Consider the following 18,653-nt stretch of genomic DNA (forward strand, 5'->3'; position numbering starts at 1 on the left):
GGCTTACCACTGAGCACTGGCTGTTGCTTTAAAATCACAGAGTTAAAGCATAAAAAGGATGAATGATATTTTAATCATTCATCCCACTGAGTTTTTAATTGACAAAAAGCCTGATTTATTGTCCTTCAGGAGCTTTTTCTTTCTGTTCCTTGAACTCGCGTAGTTGCTGTATAAGTTTTTTATCAGGTTCAACTACTGTTACAGGCTCATTCTTATCATCATTTACCGCTGGCGAGGGTTTGTTCGTACTTGCGGGTGCAGGTACTGGTTGCTTATTGTTAATTACCGGGTTAGATAACGGCTTGATAGTAACTGCGGGTGCAGGTACCGGCTGTTTGTTGTTAACTGCTGGATTAGTAACTGCAGGTGCTGGTATTGGCTGCTTGTTGTTAACCGCTGGGTTAGTAACTGCAGGTGCTGGTATTGGCTGCTTGTTGTTAACCGCTGGGTTAGTAACTGCAGGTGCTGGTATTGGCTGCTTGTTGTTAACCGCTGGGTTAGTAACTGCAGGTGTGGGTACAGTCCCTTGATTAGCTCCCGAATTTTTATCGTTTTGGAACTGTAAGCTAAATGGATAATAACTAGTTTTTTGATGACCTTTGGGAGGATTGGCGCTGAAATACTCTCTAGCTTTTAATTGCAAGTCACGAGAAACAGACTTGTCTTGAAACTTGATTTCTAAAACCTTGCCGTCCGGATCAACTACCAATCCACCTAATACCGCACCTTCTAGCTCTGGTTTATCTGTAGAGATTGTATCTCGAATCACAGCTTTTTCTTCCACACTGGGATACTCTTGCTGGACTGTTTTTCGCAAATCTTCGTAAGAGTTTACCTGAGAAATCACCTGTCCTGTCGTGTTTGTCGGCAATTCATTAGGCAGTTGAGGTGCTGTTCCCTGCTGCCATTGTGGTAAGCTTTCCCCAGCTAAACTCAAATTATCTCCAGTTTGGGGAGTTTTATCAATGCGAGCTATAAGTTGCTCATTATCTGGCTGGGTTGCTGGCTCTGGCGCTGTTAGATTAGTTTCGGGAGAATTTGGCAGTCCATCAGGGATTTTAGCCGCCGGCAAAGTTGGTAACTTGTCTATAGGTAGGGGCTTGGCTGCTCCCAATTTTATGTCGCTGTTATTAAAAGGCGGTACTCTGGAGGAAAATCTTTGATTGGTATTAAAACTGGAGGTGTCAAACCCCAAGTTCCCCTTAGGAGTTATCTGTAAAGACTGTCCTTTAGGTAAAGGAGAAACACTATACTGACCTAGTGATTTGGGGATAGGTGGTGGTAAAAATGGGGTGGACGCAGGTGGTGGTGGTAAAGCCGCTAAAGCTTTGGCCTGATCCCCCAACAAGTTCACGGGGGGGACTTGAGGTGGTATGGGAAATTGTGATGCTACGGGTAACTGCGACTGTGGAGATGTATTAGGATTATTTGGCAAGCGATTTTGGTCAGCTTGACTTAATTCCATTACTCCTACAGCTTTGGATGATGGTGATTCGTTAGCTTTGTTAGATTCTACAGGCATCAACGGCACAATCAAGGCAATAGCACCGTGGATACCCAGAGAGGCTATAGCTGCTATCCCGGTTGGCTGGCTTATGATTTCTGGTATGTTTTTCAGCAGGGAGACGTAAGACATAGCTGTTATCGTTCACTCGGCTCGGTTGCAATTAATTAGCAATGTGATCTTTCGGGCTACTATGACAGGAGATGCTTCCCTTTTCAGAATAATAGCTTTCTATGCTGGGCTTAAAACGGCAAAATAGGCATTTTTTCAAGTTTTCACTTTTTTAATGACGCGCTTTTACGCTCTCAAGTCAAGCTCAATCATTAAAATTGTGCAGAAATTTAGGCTTGTAGTTGTTTGTGGGTGTTGCCATCTGCACTAAAACTTATGGTAGCTGCTTTGTTTAGGCGATCGCGTCGGTCTAAGTGCATATACAAGTCTGTTTGTGTGACCTGCTTTATTAATTAAATTTGTGTGATTGAGTACAACTTTTTAGTTTACATGTCAAGCGTGAATTTACAAATATCTAAATTTAATTTATCCTAACATGTCTGCTGGTTGTCAAGACATAACCAATTTTCTCAAAAGCTCAAACTGACTCTTGAATCTCAAATGCCTTTACCCACAATAATTCTGCCTGGATATTGAATCGGTAATGGGTAATCGGTAATGGGTAATTGGTAATGGGTAATGGGTAATGGGTAATGGGTAATGGGTAATTGGTAATCGGTAATCGGTAATGGGTAATGGGTAATCGGTAATAGAGAAGAAAAATATAGTTGAACAATCCCCAATCCCCTCTTTACCAATGACCAATGACCAATTACCAATTACCAATCCCCAATTCCCAATCCATTCTACCCAGATGTACGTTATGTCTGCGTCGCCGCTGCTCATTTAGAAGGGGCGGAAAATATCATCATTGAAGGTGTCAGACATTCACCCAGAAGCCCGGGGATTTGGTATGGTTCCCCCGAAGTTTTAGAAATGTGGATACATTATTTGGCTTAAAAATCGCAGATAGATAAAATAACTTAATATTTCTTAGTTAAAATTGTTATATAAGTAAACTTTTTTTAATTAAGGAAAGAGGTGTCAGCCATGGAAAGCACCCAACTAGACCGGATTTTGCGGCGACTAGCAACGATATTATCAGTTGTGATTTTGACGCTGTGCTTGATCAATGTAACAACAGGGATTCTGCTATCCTTTTACTACGAACCGACAGCAGGCGGTGCCTATCGTTCGTTGCAGATGATCAATACGCAAGTAACCTACGGTTGGTTATTCCGCAAAACCCACGATTTATCAGGTAATGCAGCAATTGCGATCGCCTTAATTCAAATTGTGGTCATGTTTTTAGGTAGACAATTTCGCCGCAGTTGGCTCACAGCTTGGATTAGCGGCATTTTCTTGACACTAAGTGCGATCGCCCTCGATTGGACAGAAATGATTCTCACCTGGGATCAAGTAGGCTACTGGCGTTTTAATATTGAGCTAGGAACCATTGAGGCAATTCCTTTGATTGGTTCACAACTAAGAGACATCCTCACCGGCGGTGGCGCCATCAGCACCGTCACAGTCGCACATCTTTACGCCATACACAGTTACATTGTTTCCGGATTAGTCATCATTTTGGCTGTGGTGCATTTGTCAGCTTTACTATGGCAAGAACAACAAATGTATGCACAAGAGCGAGAATCCAGACAGACTCAACCACCCGTCGCTTCACTAGCCGAAAGTTGAGCCAATTTCGCCACCGGAACTTCTTCTACCTCCGATAACTTTTCTAGAGACAACGGTGTAGATTGAGTGGCGCCAGATAAACGCTTTAAGAGATTCGGTCTGGGATCATGTAACAAATAAATAATGCGATCGCCTATTTCCCACTCATGGATTGCTGGCATAATCTGTAGGCGTTCTTCTCTCTCCAACAACAACGGTAATAACGCCCCAGTCCGAATCTTTTCTTGGATGTGTTCCTGCTGACTAGAAAATTCTGCTCCATCGAGCGTAGTTGTCCCCAACTTCACTCGTCCATCATTCAAATACTCGTTCCATGACTTAATTGCTAAATCTGGGATAAAAGCTTGGCTAACCTTACTATTTGCACCCGATGGCGCTTGGGGGTCACGAGGAAAAACTGCTAAAACTCTTGGTGGTTTAAACTCTTCCGCAGCTCGCTGCGCCAAAACAAAATTCACTTCACCATTATTAGTCATAGCCAAAAAAGTTCCCACCGCAGCCAACCCTGCTTCCTCCAAAACATCCGCATCCAAAGCACTCCTCGCAATCACGCGCAAATTTTGCGCTTCCGCTTGCGGGAAAAATTCCGAGTCTGTATCTATGATGACGACATTTTCTCCCCGTTCTTGAAAGAATCTCGCAATCAAAAGACTCAAAGGATTACAACCGACAATTACCGCCCCAGTTGCTTGTTTAGAGGTAATTTGCAATAACTTAGCTACCCAGCCAGCAGTTAATCCCTGACACACAACAGTCATAATAATTGTTAAAAAGACCAACGCCTTGATTGCATCACCACCGTTGATCCCTCGTTGCGTTAGTAAAATAGCGAACAGTGAAGCAACAGAAGCTGAAACAATCCCCCTAGGAGCTACCCAACTTAAAAACAGTTTCTGTCGCCAGTTGAGGTCACTATTCCAGGTGCAGAAAAGAATGTTAATCGGGCGAACGACGAACATTAACACCAAAACGGTAAATAAACTTCCCCAACCCAAAGCAAACACACTAGCAATTGATAAATCAGCCGCCAGCAGAATAAACAATACAGAAACGCTGAGAATAGTTAACTGACCTTTAAAACTACGTAACAGTCGCTCTTCTGGAACAGAAGAATTAGCAAATACAGCACCCGCAATCACCGTCGTCATTACACCCGATTCACTGCGGATTGTCTGCGCCAAGATAAACAGACTCCATAACACCGCCAAGACAACCAAATTTTTTAACTCAAATGACAAAAAATTGGCGCGTTTAAAAATTAGGCTCATCAAGTAACCGCCAACGCCACCAATCGCCCCACCTATACCTAAACGCACCACTAAACCGATGATGGCGTTGATTGGGTCAGCATCACCGTTAACAATGGTATCTAAGACCACAAAAGCCAAAATCGCACCCACTGGATCAATTAAAACCCCTTCACCTTCCAGGAGAGTAGCTACTTGGCGGTCTACATTAATTTGCTTGAGTAGGGGGCCGACCACAGTCGGCCCTGTTACCACCACTATTGAAGCGTAGAGAAAAGCGATGTTCCAAGGAAATTCACCCAACCAGTGAGCCGCCATACTACCGCCAAGTAGGGTGATCAAAGTTCCTTGGGTAACTAGTAATTGTAAGCTAATGGAAACCCTGCCCAACTCTCGCAGATCCAGGTTGAGTCCACCCTCAAATAAAATTATGGCCGTCGCTAAGGCGACAATCACTTCTAGCCCCGTACCTAACAGATGGGGGTGTAACAGCCCAAGACCATCAGACCCCAGCAAAATGCCCAAAAGCAGCAGCAGCACAATACTAGGAACTCGCAGGTATGCAGCCAGTACCTGAGCACTAATGCCTGTAAAGACAGCGATCACCATCTGGAGGGTGATTTCAAAAGATGCTTCCATGTTGTAGATTTTGAGCGATTTATTTCAAAATCTGGTGTAAAGGATAGTAAATACTAACTCTACAGAGTACAACATCACACTCTTTGTCTTGTGTTGAATTCTGAACTTGTTTCATACTTGGTTATTACTATTACAGAATTTCTGGATATTTGCAAAACAGGAGTGGCTGTGCAAATGTGACAATTTTGGGAATTTATGTAACCGGCGATATCTATCGACAATTGATGACGTAAGAATTGTTCCACCTCCAACCAACTTTAGCCGCTACAATCTTTTTTTGCAAAAGAGGTTGACATTAGCTGGAAAATTGGTTAATTTATAAAAGGTTTGAGTCCAAATGCCCCCATCGTCTAGAGGCCTAGGACACCTCCCTTTCACGGAGGTAACGGGGATTCGAATTCCCCTGGGGGTACTAAAAAAGCAAAAAGCGTTTTGAAGCTGGCTTTTTGCTATTAAAAAATTAACCTACCCATTGCTAAAGCGGTCTGTGTGTAATATCATGTACTACATAAATATAAGACACGCTGATGAATCGCTAGCAGATTTGACTGCATGTCATTGATGAGGCGCGGTTCAATCATTTTCAACGGCATAGTAAGTTTAGGCCAAATCTGGATTTGGTAGCACAAATGAGTACCCGTCAAATCACCGAGGGTATAAGGTTGTAGACACCAACTACCAGAAAAACCTTTGAAATCGCCCTCGATCATCCGAAACTTAATCTCTTTAGGGAAACATTCTTCCAAATCCAACACCACACGGGCACAAAAATTGAAATTCAGTAAGCGCCCAGAGCCGATTTGTTCTAATCGAATACCACCTTGAGGATGCTCTAAGAGCCGACTTTTGGAGAGATTAGGGATAAAGTCAGTGAGAGATTCATAATCTGTCAATACCTGCCAAATTTTTTCCACTGGGTGGGGAATTTGGATAGTAGCGGTAATTTGCCGCTGTCGTTCAGCCATTTTTTCGATTTGAACTGCTACAGTTGGTAGACTGGCTGCATCAGCAGCAACATGAACTGTAGCGGGGTTGGTTTGTTCACCAGCGGTGTTGCTATTTAGATCCGCTGTGGTGTGATGTTTTTCAGTCACTTTCAGAATGTGGTTTGCTTTCATCGGCGAATTGAGGCAGAGTCAGAGTGAAGCAAATTTCGCTCAACTCGGAGTTAGGGATTTGTACACTCTCAACAGCGATCGCCCCATTCAAATGCTGTACTAAGGATTTAGCTAGAGCAAGACCCAAGCCAGTCCCCGGAGTCCAGCGTCCTCTACCCCGACGGAATTTGTCAAAGATGTAGGTTGCTTCCGCTTCGGAGATACCGCGTCCTGTATTTATCACTTTAATAATAACTTGATCGATGAGCCGATCAACTTGGTGAATCGCTTGTAAATAAACGATTGTGTCTGGCTCTGAGTATTTACAGGCGTTAGTCAACAACTCTTGGAGGATGCGATCAAAACTTTCTACTTCTGTTTGCAGTTTTAACGGCTCGGATGGTAAATCCAAGTTAATACTCAAGCCTTTATCAGTGAGCTTTTGCGAACAAGCAGCAGCTAAATCTTGAATTCTCAGATTGAGATCAATAGGCTTAAATTGTGGAGCTTGTGGCTGTGACTCTAGTTTTTGTAGGGTCAGCAAGTCGTTAATCAAATTAATTTCTTTAGTACATTCCTGTTCGAGAATGTCTAAATACCGCATCTGGCGTTCTGGTGCGATTCCTGGTAGACGCAAATTGCGGATCGACATCAGCATATTTGTCAGCGGATAGCGGAGGCGATCGCTCATGTTGCTCAAGAATTCGTCTTTGAGTTCATTGAGTTCTCTGAGTTGTTCAACGTATTGTCTAGTTCTCTCGTGCAATTTTGCTTGTAGCTCCAAACTACTCTGTAGTTTGGCTGTCCGTTCATCCACTAAGTTTTGGACTTGGCGTAATGTCTGTGATTGAATAATGGCATTGCTGACTTGAGCACACACCATTTCTACAAGATTTAGTTCTGCTAATTGCCAAGTCCGCGCAGATGCTTGTTGTAAAACCAAAAATCCTAAAACTTTTCCTTGATTCTCTAAAGGCACTAACAGCACCGCAGGCAATATGTCAACTGCAAACAATGGAGCGGCTGTCAACACATCTTTTTGGTCTGTGTAATCATTAATAATTACTGCTTTCCCTGCATCTATAAAAATGCGTTGGCATAAACCACAATCAGCAATAGCAAAAGACTGATCTCCTTGAGGATCTGCCAAATTGATGCGGGGACTTGGGATATCTCTCGTCCATTCACCAACTACAGTAGCTTTGGCTTTAGGAATTTGTTTTTTCGAGCGAGTTCTAAATAATGGGTCTGTGTATTTGAGCAAAATTAACAAACCGCGATCAGCTTGTAGAGATTGGGCAGTTGAGGCGATCACCAGCTGGAGCATTTGATTTAATTCTAGGTTGCTCCGACTGAGAATAGTTAATTGCTTAATTAGACTTTGATGTTGATTGCTTTTTTGTAAATACTGTTGCTGGGAAGCAATTAGCTGTGATTGCGCTATTTGTGCAAAAGCGATCGCACAGGATGATTCTATAGTTTTGAGCAGTTGTTTGTCTGACTGACTCCAATCATGAGGATGAAACTTGATCAAGCTAATCACACCATTATTCTTACCGCTAAACCGAGTCGGGATTGCTAAGACAGCTTTTATTGGTAGTGGTAGCGATTGACAACTAGTAACTAAACTGTTTTGAATAATGGAAATATCTTCAATAGTCAGTGGTTCTGCTGCACATTGCACTACAGGTAAGTCCATGAGCAACTGTTCCACTGGGAATATTTCGTCTGATTGCGGCCGTCCCAGAAGCTGATCAACACACCAATTAGTCGTAGTTGCTTCACTGGATGCATCGCTGATAACTGTAACTGAGCAACAATCTACTTTGAAAGTAAGTCCTAGTAGTTGGGCTAGTTCTGGCAGCATCGAAACTGTCGTTGACAAATCAACGACAATCTGATTAATCTTGTGTACCAGATCCAGGGCTGGTTCTTCCTGATGCTGCATCAGCTTAATTTGATATGGTTGTTGTAGTTGTTCTACATCGTTTGGGCACTGTGACGGCGATAATAAACGCTTTTTCATTCGTGGCACGCTCTTGGATAACGACCCTATATTCTTTGCACCCTAGTTTTTGGCTGATGGTTCACTGTTAATGATGCACCATAATCAAAGCTTGGCATTTGATGAATGCTGTCTCTCACCTGTTATAGCCCCTTTTTATGACAAATTACTCAGCTTTTGGTGTATTCAGCATGTCACAGAGGGATGACCCAATTGCCGAAAGCTTTTTGCTGCTTTATTTTTCATTTTTGAACTAGAAAATTTAGTTACTGTGAGAAAACAAAGCCTCAAAGTTTGATGAATTGAAAATTTCACCATCTCATAGAGATTATTGTTTGTCGAGAGTGACAACACAGGGATGAATAATTGAGAAGACTAGGATATACATACCAAAATGCTGCAACTAGAAACTTTCTAGGTTGTTGATTTTGAGTTGATTTACTAACTTTGACTTAGAATATCCTGTCTGTAACTATACATAAACCGTAATTTCTCTGTAGTTACGGCCAAAACTTCGCCTATTCTCTCCGAATTAATACTTAATTCGACGGATACACACGTAATATTTTGTTCATAAACTATTACTTAGGTGAGCGCCCTCTCTATCCGCTGGGGGAAAATAAAATGTAATTTACGTAAATTTCGGTAAAACAGCGATAGCCACGGAGAGTAGACAGTGAAGGATTTATGAGTTAGTCTTGCTTAACTCCTATTATTTGTAATTTATACTTAATATACGGATGATTTTTCTCTGTCAAGAGTTGTGTGACCCCCTGTAGCTACACTACTATTTCCATAGGGAATTGAGAAGAACGGCTATAGACTCTTGACAAATAGCAATTAAAATGCGAAAGCAGCTCTGTAAAGATTTGAGAAAACAGAGCTGCTTTCGAGTGAATATAAAACTATCCGGCTAAACTTTCGACACTTAAAGGAACCATATCACCATTTCTTGTTAGTCCTAAGAGCATGGGTTGCTGCGGTTGAATAATTTGACCTGTAAGTACGCAACGTTCTTCTTGTTGAGCTGTGGCGGCGATGCTAGCTCGAATATCAGTACGAGAAAATCGCGGTTTCCATTCACCTGATTTTTGCTGTACATAATTCCAGAGGATATCGCGGATGAGAGCTTGATACCCTTGATTGCCAGCCATTTGTTTCAGCTTCTCTTTGAGTTCTCTTTCTAGGCGAATGCTGGTGACTTCCATATCGGTGGTGGGGGTGCGAGCGATTGTATGCATGACTTTTTCTCCTTAGAGGTATAGACAGGATAGTAATACAAGTGTAGTATGTTTAAAGGAATGTTCAATAGGTGAAATTTTCTGTGACATCCATTTACCCCATCTCTACTTCTTTAAGCGCTATCGAATGCCGAGCTAGTCGGGAATCGATAGCTGTGGGAGTGGAGTATTTTTTTATGGGTGAAGGTAGCCGAAAATTTGGGCAAATCGCAGAGGGTAATCATGATTTTAGATATTTCGGCCTAGGTGTGCTGAATACCAAACCACAATTAAATCAAGCAAGCGGGAGGTACAGACCGAGGATGGCTGTACTAACATAGACCAAAAAACTCTGAGGTCAATTTTCCACCCCCGCTTCCACCAGATAAGAAGCGGGGGTTTGTTTATAAGGAGTCAAGCTGTGACGAGCGCGATGCAAGTGTTAGAGCAATCCGTAGTGGTGTTTTCTCAAAATTACTTGCCACTTTGTCGGATCAATATTAAACGGGCGATTGTGCTGATATTAGACAAAAAAGCTGAACCTCTAGGCTTTTCCACAGCGGGTGGGTGGCGAATTCATTCGCCGAGGTTGGTACTAGATGTACCCAAACACATTCGGTTAACGGTGGCTTCTGGTGAGCGGATGTGGAAAGTTCCACCTGTGAATCGGCGAGAAGTTTTGCGCCGAGATCATCACAGTTGTCAATATTGCGGTAGTAACAAACATCTGACACTAGATCATGTGATTCCACGCTCTCAAGGGGGGCTTCACACTTGGAATAACGTAGTCATAGCTTGTGCAAGATGTAACTCCTATAAAAGTAATCGCACCCCCTTAGAAGCGGGTATGCAACTACGTACACAGCCTAAGCCACCAGTTCATCCGGCGATCGCTTTTGCTGTGAGCGAAGCTTGGCGCAACGACGCTACACAATTTTGGATCAATGTGCAAGCAAACCTGGAATAACAGGAGAGCATAAGGAATGCTGAAATTAACTTACACCGAGAGGAGTTTTTATTTAGAGTGTCTGACTCTATCGCTGGAAGAGTGGGTTGCACAGCGAGCGATTTTAGCCTTGCGAGTCGGTCAATCTTTTCACATTGAACCTAGCACTGCTTCCTTCTTGCTTCCTGCAGATTTACCGGGAATTGAGAGGTTAAAGGCGGAAGTGCTATTAGATGACGGTGGAATTATTGCGCTGTCTAGTGGCGATGCTGACTATACAGAAGTGATTCTGCGGGGTTCTTGGTTATCTGATGGTTTAGAGGAGGCTGTGGGCGTGTTTGTGACTGCAATTAGTGATCTCACAGAATTCTATGTACATAAACTTTGGCAAGAAGCACAAACCTGTGCTTCTGTGATGAGTGAATAAAAATCACTCTAAACTAACTGCCAACTGACAAACACTAAAATTGCGTAAATGATAAATCGTAGCGGGCGTTGTGGAGCAATATGACAAACTTTTGCACCTAGCAATACACCTGGAACTGAGCCTAACCATATAGGCACAACTAAATTCCAGTCAACTGTTCCGAGGCTGAGATGACCAACAGAGGTGAATGACAGTAAGATTGCAGCTTGCGAAATATCTGTACCTACTAATTTCCGCGCATCTAGCCGGAAAAAAGCAATTAATGCTAGGGCAAACATCGAGCCAGAAGCAACACTAGTCAGACCTACTAAACACCCGAGAATAGCTCCCACAACTATTGCTAAACAGCGCCCTGTGTTTGTCTGTAAATCCAACTTTGGCAGTTCAGGTAAATTGAATTCAGGAAAAAAGTTTAACAGTAACAACTGTATCAATGCTATTAAAGTGATGCATAAAATCATCACTCCTAGCATTTGTAGCAGCATGTTATCTAAATTTTCCTGACTATGAGTGCGAATCAGATGTAAAATTCCTACACCAAATAGGGAGCCGGGAACACTGCCAAAAATTAACCATTTGACGACTTCGGTGTCTAGGGTTTTTTGCTCCCAGTGTTTGTAACTACCAACAACCTTCATGAGAGTGGCTGCTACCACGTCGCAACTCACCGCAGTGGCGGGTGGAACCTGAAACCAAAAAATCAACATGGGAGTGATGAGAGATGCTCCACCGATTCCAGTCAATCCGACGAGGGTACCGATAAAGAAACTTGAGAGCGTTAGTAACAAATATTGCATACTTCCATCTAGAAGGTTTCAACTGCGGTTAAGTCACTTGTTTTGCAAGGCTAAACTCCTGACTAATAGTTTTAATGGCAGAATAAAGCCAGTAATCCGATAAACTTACCGTATTTTACTGTTAAACCAAACGTGAAGTCTACTATATATTTGTTAAACAACATTTATAAATGTTGCGATATTGGTAAACCGTCTTGAAAGACTAGCAATTCTCCTGGTCGAATTGATGTCCAAACTTCATTGTCGGTCAGGGGAGTAGTGGCAATAACGGCGACGCGATCGCTCGGTGAGGTCAATTCCCGAAAATCTACAGTCATATCTTGGTCAATCAAGTGAGCAGCCGCAAAGGGAGCTTGTCGGACAATGTAGTTAAGTTTGGTTGAACAATAAGCGAAAAAGTGTTCTCCATCAGATAGCAAGTAATTAAATATACCCTTTACAGCCAATTCTCCCGTTACTGTCTGCAAAACTTGATAGAGTTCCTTCAGGGGAGGCTTATTTTTCGGGAAACTGCGGCGTAAAGTTTCTAAAATTACACAAAAAGCTTTTTCACTGTCAGTATTCCCAACAGCTTGATAATAGCCTAAATTTTCAGGCTCAAAATCAGGTAAATTGCCGTTGTGAGCAAATACCCAATATCTCCCCCAAAGTTCCCGCTGAAAAGGGTGACAATTCTGCAGGTTAACTTCACCTTGGGTAGCTTTGCGAATATGGGCAATCACATGTTTAGAGTGGATGGGATAGCGGCGCACTAAATCTGCTACGGGAGAAATGATAGAAGGTTTAGCGTCTAAAAAAATCCGACATCCTTTTTCTTCAAAAAACACAATTCCCCAACCGTCGCTGTGGTGGTCAGTTTTTCCACCCCGCGCAGAAAATCCTTCAAAAGAAAAGCAAATATCAGTGGGGACATTGCAATTCATTCCTAACAGTTGACACATCGGTGTTGCAGCTCTGAATTTTAGGTTAATGCCTGTGGATTAAGATACTTCAGAACGTGTCAACTGATTTGGCGCGATCGCTGCAATTTGGAGAATAGATCAAGCGATCGCTACCTCAGCAACGTGGTCGTATCACTTATAGCGTTATGACGAGAAAATTTTCCTGATTATTACCGATTTTGGTGGCGAAACTCATTAGGAGTCAGACGCATGGGTTTTTCCAATTGCCAAATTCCTAAACCCATAATTCTCGCCCATTGTTGAGCACGTTCCAGACGCTGGTCATATTTGTGGTTGGGCGATCGCGCTACAAACAACACATACCCTTGTTTGACTAATTCTTCATTCAACAACAGTTGATCTTTCAACACATAAGCTAAAGTCCGCCCAATTTTGTCTTTAGCTTCTAGGTCAAACTCCAAGGTGACAATTTGTTCTGCACCACCAATCAGCGCCTCTAATCTGCGTTTGGCTTCATCACCCCAGGGGCGCTGTCGCATATCCGGTGCGTCAAGACCAATTAATCGCACTTGAGAAATCAAATTGGGTTGCTCCGCCATTCCTAAAACTTCCAAACTTTGTCCACTCACGACCCGCGCCACTTTTACCTGCACTTGGTTGTTGGTGGGTTGATTGTTGGCTTGACAACTGAATAAAAATAATAAGCAAGCCAAAATTACTATTCTTCGCGTCCAGATCCCAAAAAACACCGCTAAAGTCATAACTTGCGCCTCTGCGCCGAGCAAATCTTAATCCTCATCTAAGGGTAAACCCGCTTTCACTCTTCCTTTAGCAAAAAAGCGTCCAAATTGAAGTTCATATACCTCATCTTCGTCTTGTGTCTCCACTTGCAAGTCAGAACGAGGGTAACTGACACACAGTAGAGCATAACCTTGGCGCTGTAACTCAGGCGACAAGCCGATCGCCTCTGGTTGATGAATTTCTCCTGACAACACCCTGACAGCGCAGGTAGTACAGGCTCCATTGCGACAAGAAAATGGTAGTTCTGTTCCTTGTGTTTCGGCGCTGTGGAGGATGTAGCGGTCTTCTGGAACTTGCAGGCTGTATTCTTTGCCGGTTTGGCGATCGTGAACTGTGATTGTGTATGTTCGGGGCATTTGAGTTGGTATTGAAATACAGGATTTTCAATGTAATTTTGAATCTCTGATTTTATTTTTGCATTTTTTGGGTTTTCATTGTATGATCGTAAATCGTGACACCTGGAGAGGTGGCCGAGTGGTTTAAGGCGCAGACCTGGAAAGTCTGTTATGCAGAAATGTATACGAGGGTTCGAATCCCTCCCTCTCCGTTAGATAAAACAAGGGTAAAGGTTTTAGCCTTTGCTCTTGTTTTTTATTGACCAGATTTTTTGGCTAAATGGTTTAAGACCTAAAAATCAAGGGCACAGCAGTATTCCCTACAAAATATATGGTTTTCTCGATTTTGTTTTCTCGCAATGCATATTTTAAGATGCACTGTCAATGGGTAAATTCTAAATTATTTTGACCAAAAGTCTAATATTCTTAATTCCGTATGTATTCGGGTGACGCTGGTGATATCTGGGCTGATACTGGATTTAATAGACACCTGAGTGTAGGGTTCTAGGTTCTTTCATCTGGGCAGCTATTTAGGGAGGGGTGCAGCAGCACTCTTCCCTTTTATTATCGTAAAATCCACCTCTCAACAATCCTCAGCGCCCCCACCGAAGTTCAGAGACGCTCGCGGACTCGCTACCGCTGCGCTAACGGCGGAAGCCGCCGCTCCGACTTCTCTGTGCGTTAAAAATTACTTACTTGTACGGCTGTGCAGAGTAAAAAATTGATAAAACTAGATAATGTTTTAGTAAAGCAGCTTTATTATTGCTATCCCAAATGTTACTGTAAGTGGGATTTGCTCAACAAACTAAATTCACAAATACTAAACAATAAACTCATATAATTCGTGTAATTTGATACTATTTTTTAATGAAGACGAGTTTTAGCATTACATTATGAGTTATGTAGGTGCAGCATGGTCTTTTGGCGCTGCTTGATTTCCTCTAGCTTGATCACCTTATTCACATATGGCTGTGGTGATTTAGCAAATTTCACAACAGAAAACACCCAGCAAGTGATTCAAGAAAATAACGTTGCTCAACTGCTGACACAAGCAAAAGCTAGGCAAAAAGCAGAAGACTTTTTAGCCCAAGGTAATAATTTCTTAGACGCACAGCGTTATCAAGATGCAGTAGCATCCTACGATCAAGCGATCGCCATTCAACCAGATAATACGGAAGCATGGATTAACCGTGGAAATGCTTTGGGTTACTTGCAGAACTACAAAGACGCAGTTATATCCTACGACAGAGCGATCGCTATTCAACCCGATCAGCCGCAAGCGTGGTATAACAAAGGCAATGCTCAAAGCTCTTTGCAAAACTACAAAGATGCAGTTAAAGCATACGACAAAGCGATCGCCATCAAAGCCGACAACTATGAAGCCTGGATTAACCGGGGAATCGCGCTGACAAAGCTCCGACGTTACAGCGACGCCATTACATCATACAATCGAGCGATCGCCTTACAGCCCACCAAACACGAAGCATACTACAACAAAGCCTGCACCCACGCCCTACAGGGTAATGTAGAATCAGCAGTTGAGAATCTCAACAAAGCTATTGAACTAGTTCCTGGTAAATACAAAAGATTAGCAAAAACAGATACAGATTTTAACCAAGTACGTAACGACAAACGCTTTCAAGCCTTAATTCAATAAGCGATAATTGTGATCAATCCAGATGTAGAGACGTTGCATTGCAACGTCTTTCATACTGTCTAAAAAAATATTACTTTATGCAGAAACTACTAATTACTGGCGTCAGCGGTTTTTTAGGATGGCATATTTGCCAAATAGCAAAGACAAAATGGGAAATTTATGGTACTTATTTCTCTCATCATCTGCAAATTCCCGACGTCAAAATGCTAAAAGTTAACTTGACAGATTTTCGAGAACTCAAACGGATATTTGATGAAATTTCTCCCGATGCAGTTATTCACACTGCAGCCCAATCTCAACCAAATTTTTGTCAACTTCATCCCCAAGAAACTCAAGCAATTAATGTCACAGCATCATGCAATATAGCAGGGCTTTGTGCTGATTACTCAATTCCTTGTGTTTTCACCTCAACTGATTTGGTTTTTGACGGTTTGCATCCTCCTTATCAAGAAACAGATCCCGTTTGTCCTGTAAATATTTATGGTGAACAAAAAGTCATGGCAGAAATCGGTATGCTGCAGCGATATCCGCAAACAACAGTGTGTCGAATGCCGTTAATGTTTGGCAAGGAAACACCAACTGCTAATAGCTTTATTCAACCATTTATTCAAACTTTAAAATCCGGAAAAAACCTCAATTTATTTATTGATGAATTTCGCACACCAGTTAGTGCAACAACTGCTGCTAAAGGAATTTTATTAGCATTAGAAAAAACTACAGGATTAATTCATTTAGGTGGAAAAGAAAAAATTTCTCGCTATGATTTTGGTCGATTATTAGTAAAAATTTTGCAACTTGATTCTGCTCAAATTCAAGCTTGTAAACAATGTGATGTGAAAATGGCTGCACCCAGATCAGCGGATGTTTCTTTAGATAGTTATCGAGCTTTTGCGTTGGGCTATGAGCCGTTGTTTATCAAGACAGAATTAACAAATTTGCTGATTTAAGTGTCGGTTCCTTTTCAAAGTTCCCTTTGAATTGTTTTCTCCATCTCCTCCCCCATCCGGAAACATTGTGGCAAGATTGGAATCAGATAAGATTGCATTCAACTAGGCAAACTCCATGCTGGGAAATACACTTGTGAACAGATACCAAATTATTCGCTACTTGGGAGGTGGAGGATTTGGTGATACATTTGTGGCTGGTGATACTCAATTACCCGGTTCACCTTCATGCGTGGTTAAAAGACTCAAACCCCAAGCATCTGATCCAGTCACCTTGGAGACAGCTAGGCGTTTATTCGATACAGAAGCTCAAGTTTTGTATAGATTGGGAACTCACGATCGCATTCCTCAACTCCTAGCTTACTTTGAAGAAAATGCCGAATTTTATCTCGTTCAAGAATTTATTGAAGGTCACGATCTCAGCCAAGAATTAATACCTGGAAAAACTCTCAGCGAAGATGAGGTAATTACACTTTTAGAAGAAATTTTAACAATTTTAGATTTTGTGCATCAACAAAAAGTAATTCACCGCGATGTGAATCCACGCAATTTACTCAGGCGTCAAGAAGATGCAAAATTAGTGTTAATTGATTTCGGCGCAGTTAAACAAATTAGCACTCAGGTGATTACACCAACAGGTCAAACTAAATCTACAGTTGCGATTGGAACTCCTGGATATATTCCCGGTGAACAAGCCCAAGGTAGCCCCAAATTTAGTAGCGATATCTATGCACTAGGAATAGTCGCTATCCAAGCTATCACAGGTTTATCACCAGAACAACTTGTAAAAGACTCTGAGACTTATGAAATTATCTGGGAGAATCACGCGACAGTCTCACCAGAATTTGCTCAAATTATCAATAAAATGGTGTGTTATGACTTTCGCCACCGCTACCCTTCCGCAACTGCAGTTTTACAAGCTCTACGAGAATTAAAACAGCCATCTGCGCTGACTATAGCTTTAGCTCCTCCTACACCACCGTTAACTAAAGCTAAGAATCAAATTCAAAAAAAGAATCTAATTTTTCAAGGTATTTTAGCAATATTTGTCATGGGTATCGGCGCAACTGCATCTATATTTGTGATTGATACTATTCATTCTCAAAATGCGACTGAATTATATAAACAAGGAAATACCTTTTTTGATTTACAGCGTTATCAAGACGCCCTCGCAGTATATGAAAAAGCAGTAAATATTAGACCAGATTATGCTGAGGGATGGTACGCCCAAGGAAAAACATTATATGAATTAAAAAAATATTCAGCAGCATTAACTGCATACGATAAAGCTATTCAAATTCAACCAGAATATACAGCAGCTTGGAGCGGTAGAGGTTTGAGTTTAAAGAATTTGCAGCGCTATCAAGAAGCGATCGCCTCTTTAGATAAAGCTCTACAATTGAAAAATAACTCTCCAGAAGTCTGGAATGCTAAAGGTCAAGCTTTAAGTAATTTAAATCAATACGAAAACGCGATTAAGTCTTATGACAAAGCGATTGATTTACAATCAGATTACCAGGAAGCGTTTTATAATAAGGGTTTAGCACTACATCAATTAGGTCGCTATGACGAAGCGATCGCTGCTTACGACCAAGCCATTAAATTCAAATCAGATGATGAACAAGCTTGGTATAATCGCGGCAATGCTTTAGTCAATTTACAGCGCTATGAAGACGCATTTTCAGCATATGACCAAGCAGTAAAATATAAACAAAATTATCATCAAGCTTGGTTATCGAGAGGGAATATGCTGATTAATTTACGCCGTTATCCAGAAGCGATCGCCTCTTTTGACCAAGTAATTAAATATAATCCTAATAATTACCAAACATGGTATAGCCGGGGCTGGGCGCTACATCAAATCCAACGTTATGAAGAAGCAGTTCAGTCTTATAATAAGGCGATAGCAGCGAAAGTCAATGATTATCAAGCGTGGTATGGTTTAGGGAATTCCCTATATATTTTGCAAAAATATCCAGAAGCGATCGCCGCTTATAATAAAGCAGTAAAATACAAAGTTGACCACTACGAAAGCTGGTACAGCAGAGGTAATGCTTTAGTAAAATCGCAACGCTATCAAGATGCGATCGCATCTTATACAAAAGCAATTAAATACAAACCTGACTATCAACAAGCCATAGACGCTCGCAACCAAGCACAAAATCAGCAAAATCAACTCCAAACCGAGAAATTAAATCCTGTAATCGTACCCATCATACCTTTTTCTCGCCCCACTAATTCAACACCACCAACAAACTAAAGTATCTGGCTGGTATTAGCAGTTAGGAATAACTATCTACTCATACCAGCCGATTTTATGTTTAACTTTTATATCTTCACCTGGGCAAAAAAAAGTATCAATTTATCTCTAGCATTAGCTCAAACC

17 protein-coding genes, 2 tRNA genes and 1 pseudogene are annotated in these 18,653 nt (G+C 41.8%); 10 read left to right on the plus strand and 10 right to left on the minus strand.

The window, feature by feature from the left end; genetic code table 11:
- Window positions 1-115: 115 nt before the first annotated feature.
- Both MIC7126_RS0107960 and MIC7126_RS0107965 read right to left on the minus strand, forming a co-directional pair.
- Window positions 116-1,636, minus strand: coding sequence for a hypothetical protein (locus MIC7126_RS0107960; RefSeq protein ID WP_017652612.1), 1,521 nt, complete (start codon window positions 1,634-1,636; stop codon window positions 116-118).
- 476 nt (window positions 1,637-2,112) lie between these two features.
- Window positions 2,113-2,313, minus strand: coding sequence for an alpha/beta hydrolase (locus tag MIC7126_RS0107965; protein WP_238553620.1), 201 nt, complete (start codon window positions 2,311-2,313; stop codon window positions 2,113-2,115).
- 37 nt (window positions 2,314-2,350) lie between these two features.
- On the opposite strand from MIC7126_RS0107965, the pseudogene MIC7126_RS31890 reads away from it, so the two are divergent.
- Both MIC7126_RS31890 and MIC7126_RS0107970 read left to right on the plus strand, forming a co-directional pair.
- A pseudogene (locus MIC7126_RS31890) lies at window positions 2,351-2,515 on the plus strand (lipase); the annotation flags it as partial.
- Window positions 2,516-2,605: 90 nt separating this feature from the next.
- Window positions 2,606-3,250 carry a cytochrome b N-terminal domain-containing protein gene (locus MIC7126_RS0107970; protein ID WP_017652614.1) on the plus strand — a complete coding sequence of 215 codons (645 nt, stop codon included), beginning with the start codon at window positions 2,606-2,608 and terminating at the stop codon, window positions 3,248-3,250.
- On the opposite strand, the gene MIC7126_RS0107975 is transcribed toward MIC7126_RS0107970, so the two are convergent.
- The gene (locus MIC7126_RS0107975) at window positions 3,217-5,136 is read right to left on the minus strand and encodes a cation:proton antiporter (protein WP_017652615.1); all 1,920 of its coding nucleotides are present in this window, start codon (window positions 5,134-5,136) and stop codon (window positions 3,217-3,219) included. The two genes, MIC7126_RS0107970 and MIC7126_RS0107975, sit on opposite strands and share 34 nt — an antisense overlap.
- Before the next feature lie 339 nt (window positions 5,137-5,475).
- Here MIC7126_RS0107975 and MIC7126_RS0107980 point away from each other — a divergent pair.
- Window positions 5,476-5,548, plus strand: a tRNA-Glu gene (locus tag MIC7126_RS0107980).
- A gap of 85 nt (window positions 5,549-5,633) precedes the next feature.
- Here MIC7126_RS0107980 and MIC7126_RS0107985 read toward each other — a convergent pair.
- From MIC7126_RS0107985 to MIC7126_RS0107995, 3 genes are all read right to left on the minus strand, one after another.
- The gene (locus MIC7126_RS0107985) at window positions 5,634-6,254 is read right to left on the minus strand and encodes an SRPBCC family protein (protein WP_017652616.1); all 621 of its coding nucleotides are present in this window, start codon (window positions 6,252-6,254) and stop codon (window positions 5,634-5,636) included.
- Window positions 6,223-8,259 (minus strand): GAF domain-containing sensor histidine kinase, encoded by a 2,037-nt coding sequence (locus MIC7126_RS0107990; RefSeq protein ID WP_017652617.1) that lies wholly within the window; start codon window positions 8,257-8,259, stop codon window positions 6,223-6,225. Before MIC7126_RS0107990 ends, MIC7126_RS0107985 begins: the two co-directional genes overlap by 32 nt.
- Before the next feature lie 884 nt (window positions 8,260-9,143).
- On the minus strand, window positions 9,144-9,479 hold the full coding sequence (locus MIC7126_RS0107995) for a ribbon-helix-helix domain-containing protein (protein WP_017652618.1): 336 nt from the start codon (window positions 9,477-9,479) through the stop codon (window positions 9,144-9,146).
- 83 nt (window positions 9,480-9,562) lie between these two features.
- On the opposite strand from MIC7126_RS0107995, the gene MIC7126_RS0108000 reads away from it, so the two are divergent.
- The 3 genes from MIC7126_RS0108000 to MIC7126_RS0108010 all read left to right on the plus strand — a co-directional run bounded on the left by MIC7126_RS0108000 (window position 9,563) and on the right by MIC7126_RS0108010 (window position 10,831).
- Window positions 9,563-9,799, plus strand: a complete 237-nt coding sequence (locus MIC7126_RS0108000; RefSeq protein WP_420795553.1) for a hypothetical protein — start codon at window positions 9,563-9,565, stop codon at window positions 9,797-9,799.
- Between the two features lie 80 nt (window positions 9,800-9,879).
- Window positions 9,880-10,425, plus strand: coding sequence for an HNH endonuclease (locus MIC7126_RS0108005; RefSeq protein ID WP_026100111.1), 546 nt, complete (start codon window positions 9,880-9,882; stop codon window positions 10,423-10,425).
- Window positions 10,426-10,441: 16 nt separating this feature from the next.
- The gene (locus MIC7126_RS0108010) at window positions 10,442-10,831 is read left to right on the plus strand and encodes an alr0857 family protein (protein ID WP_017652621.1); all 390 of its coding nucleotides are present in this window, start codon (window positions 10,442-10,444) and stop codon (window positions 10,829-10,831) included.
- A gap of 8 nt (window positions 10,832-10,839) precedes the next feature.
- Here the strand turns inward: MIC7126_RS0108010 and MIC7126_RS0108015 are convergent, their stop codons facing one another.
- From MIC7126_RS0108015 to MIC7126_RS0108030, 4 genes are all read right to left on the minus strand, one after another.
- Window positions 10,840-11,628 carry a sulfite exporter TauE/SafE family protein gene (locus MIC7126_RS0108015; protein WP_017652622.1) on the minus strand — a complete coding sequence of 263 codons (789 nt, stop codon included), beginning with the start codon at window positions 11,626-11,628 and terminating at the stop codon, window positions 10,840-10,842.
- A 164-nt stretch (window positions 11,629-11,792) separates the two neighbouring features.
- On the minus strand, window positions 11,793-12,569 hold the full coding sequence (locus MIC7126_RS0108020; protein WP_017652623.1) for a class II glutamine amidotransferase: 777 nt from the start codon (window positions 12,567-12,569) through the stop codon (window positions 11,793-11,795).
- A 170-nt stretch (window positions 12,570-12,739) separates the two neighbouring features.
- Window positions 12,740-13,291: a thermonuclease family protein gene (locus MIC7126_RS0108025; protein ID WP_017652624.1), complete on the minus strand. Its 552-nt coding sequence runs from the start codon at window positions 13,289-13,291 to the stop codon at window positions 12,740-12,742.
- Window positions 13,292-13,318: 27 nt separating this feature from the next.
- A complete protein-coding gene (locus tag MIC7126_RS0108030; RefSeq protein ID WP_017652625.1) occupies window positions 13,319-13,687 on the minus strand; it encodes a 2Fe-2S iron-sulfur cluster-binding protein in 369 nt (122 codons plus the stop codon).
- Between the two features lie 104 nt (window positions 13,688-13,791).
- On the opposite strand from MIC7126_RS0108030, the gene MIC7126_RS0108035 reads away from it, so the two are divergent.
- From MIC7126_RS0108035 to MIC7126_RS0108050, 4 genes are all read left to right on the plus strand, one after another.
- Window positions 13,792-13,878: transfer RNA gene (locus tag MIC7126_RS0108035), tRNA-Ser, on the plus strand.
- Between the two features lie 701 nt (window positions 13,879-14,579).
- Window positions 14,580-15,323, plus strand: a complete 744-nt coding sequence (locus MIC7126_RS0108040; RefSeq protein ID WP_017652626.1) for a tetratricopeptide repeat protein — start codon at window positions 14,580-14,582, stop codon at window positions 15,321-15,323.
- A 77-nt stretch (window positions 15,324-15,400) separates the two neighbouring features.
- The gene (locus MIC7126_RS0108045; RefSeq protein WP_017652627.1) at window positions 15,401-16,270 is read left to right on the plus strand and encodes an SDR family oxidoreductase; all 870 of its coding nucleotides are present in this window, start codon (window positions 15,401-15,403) and stop codon (window positions 16,268-16,270) included.
- 115 nt (window positions 16,271-16,385) lie between these two features.
- Window positions 16,386-18,527, plus strand: a complete 2,142-nt coding sequence (locus MIC7126_RS0108050) for a tetratricopeptide repeat protein (RefSeq protein WP_017652628.1) — start codon at window positions 16,386-16,388, stop codon at window positions 18,525-18,527.
- The last annotated feature ends 126 nt before the right edge of the window (window positions 18,528-18,653 follow it).

Origin of the sequence: Fortiea contorta PCC 7126 (genome assembly GCF_000332295.1) — a bacterium.
GTDB lineage: Bacteria > Cyanobacteriota > Cyanobacteriia > Cyanobacteriales > Nostocaceae > Fortiea > Fortiea contorta.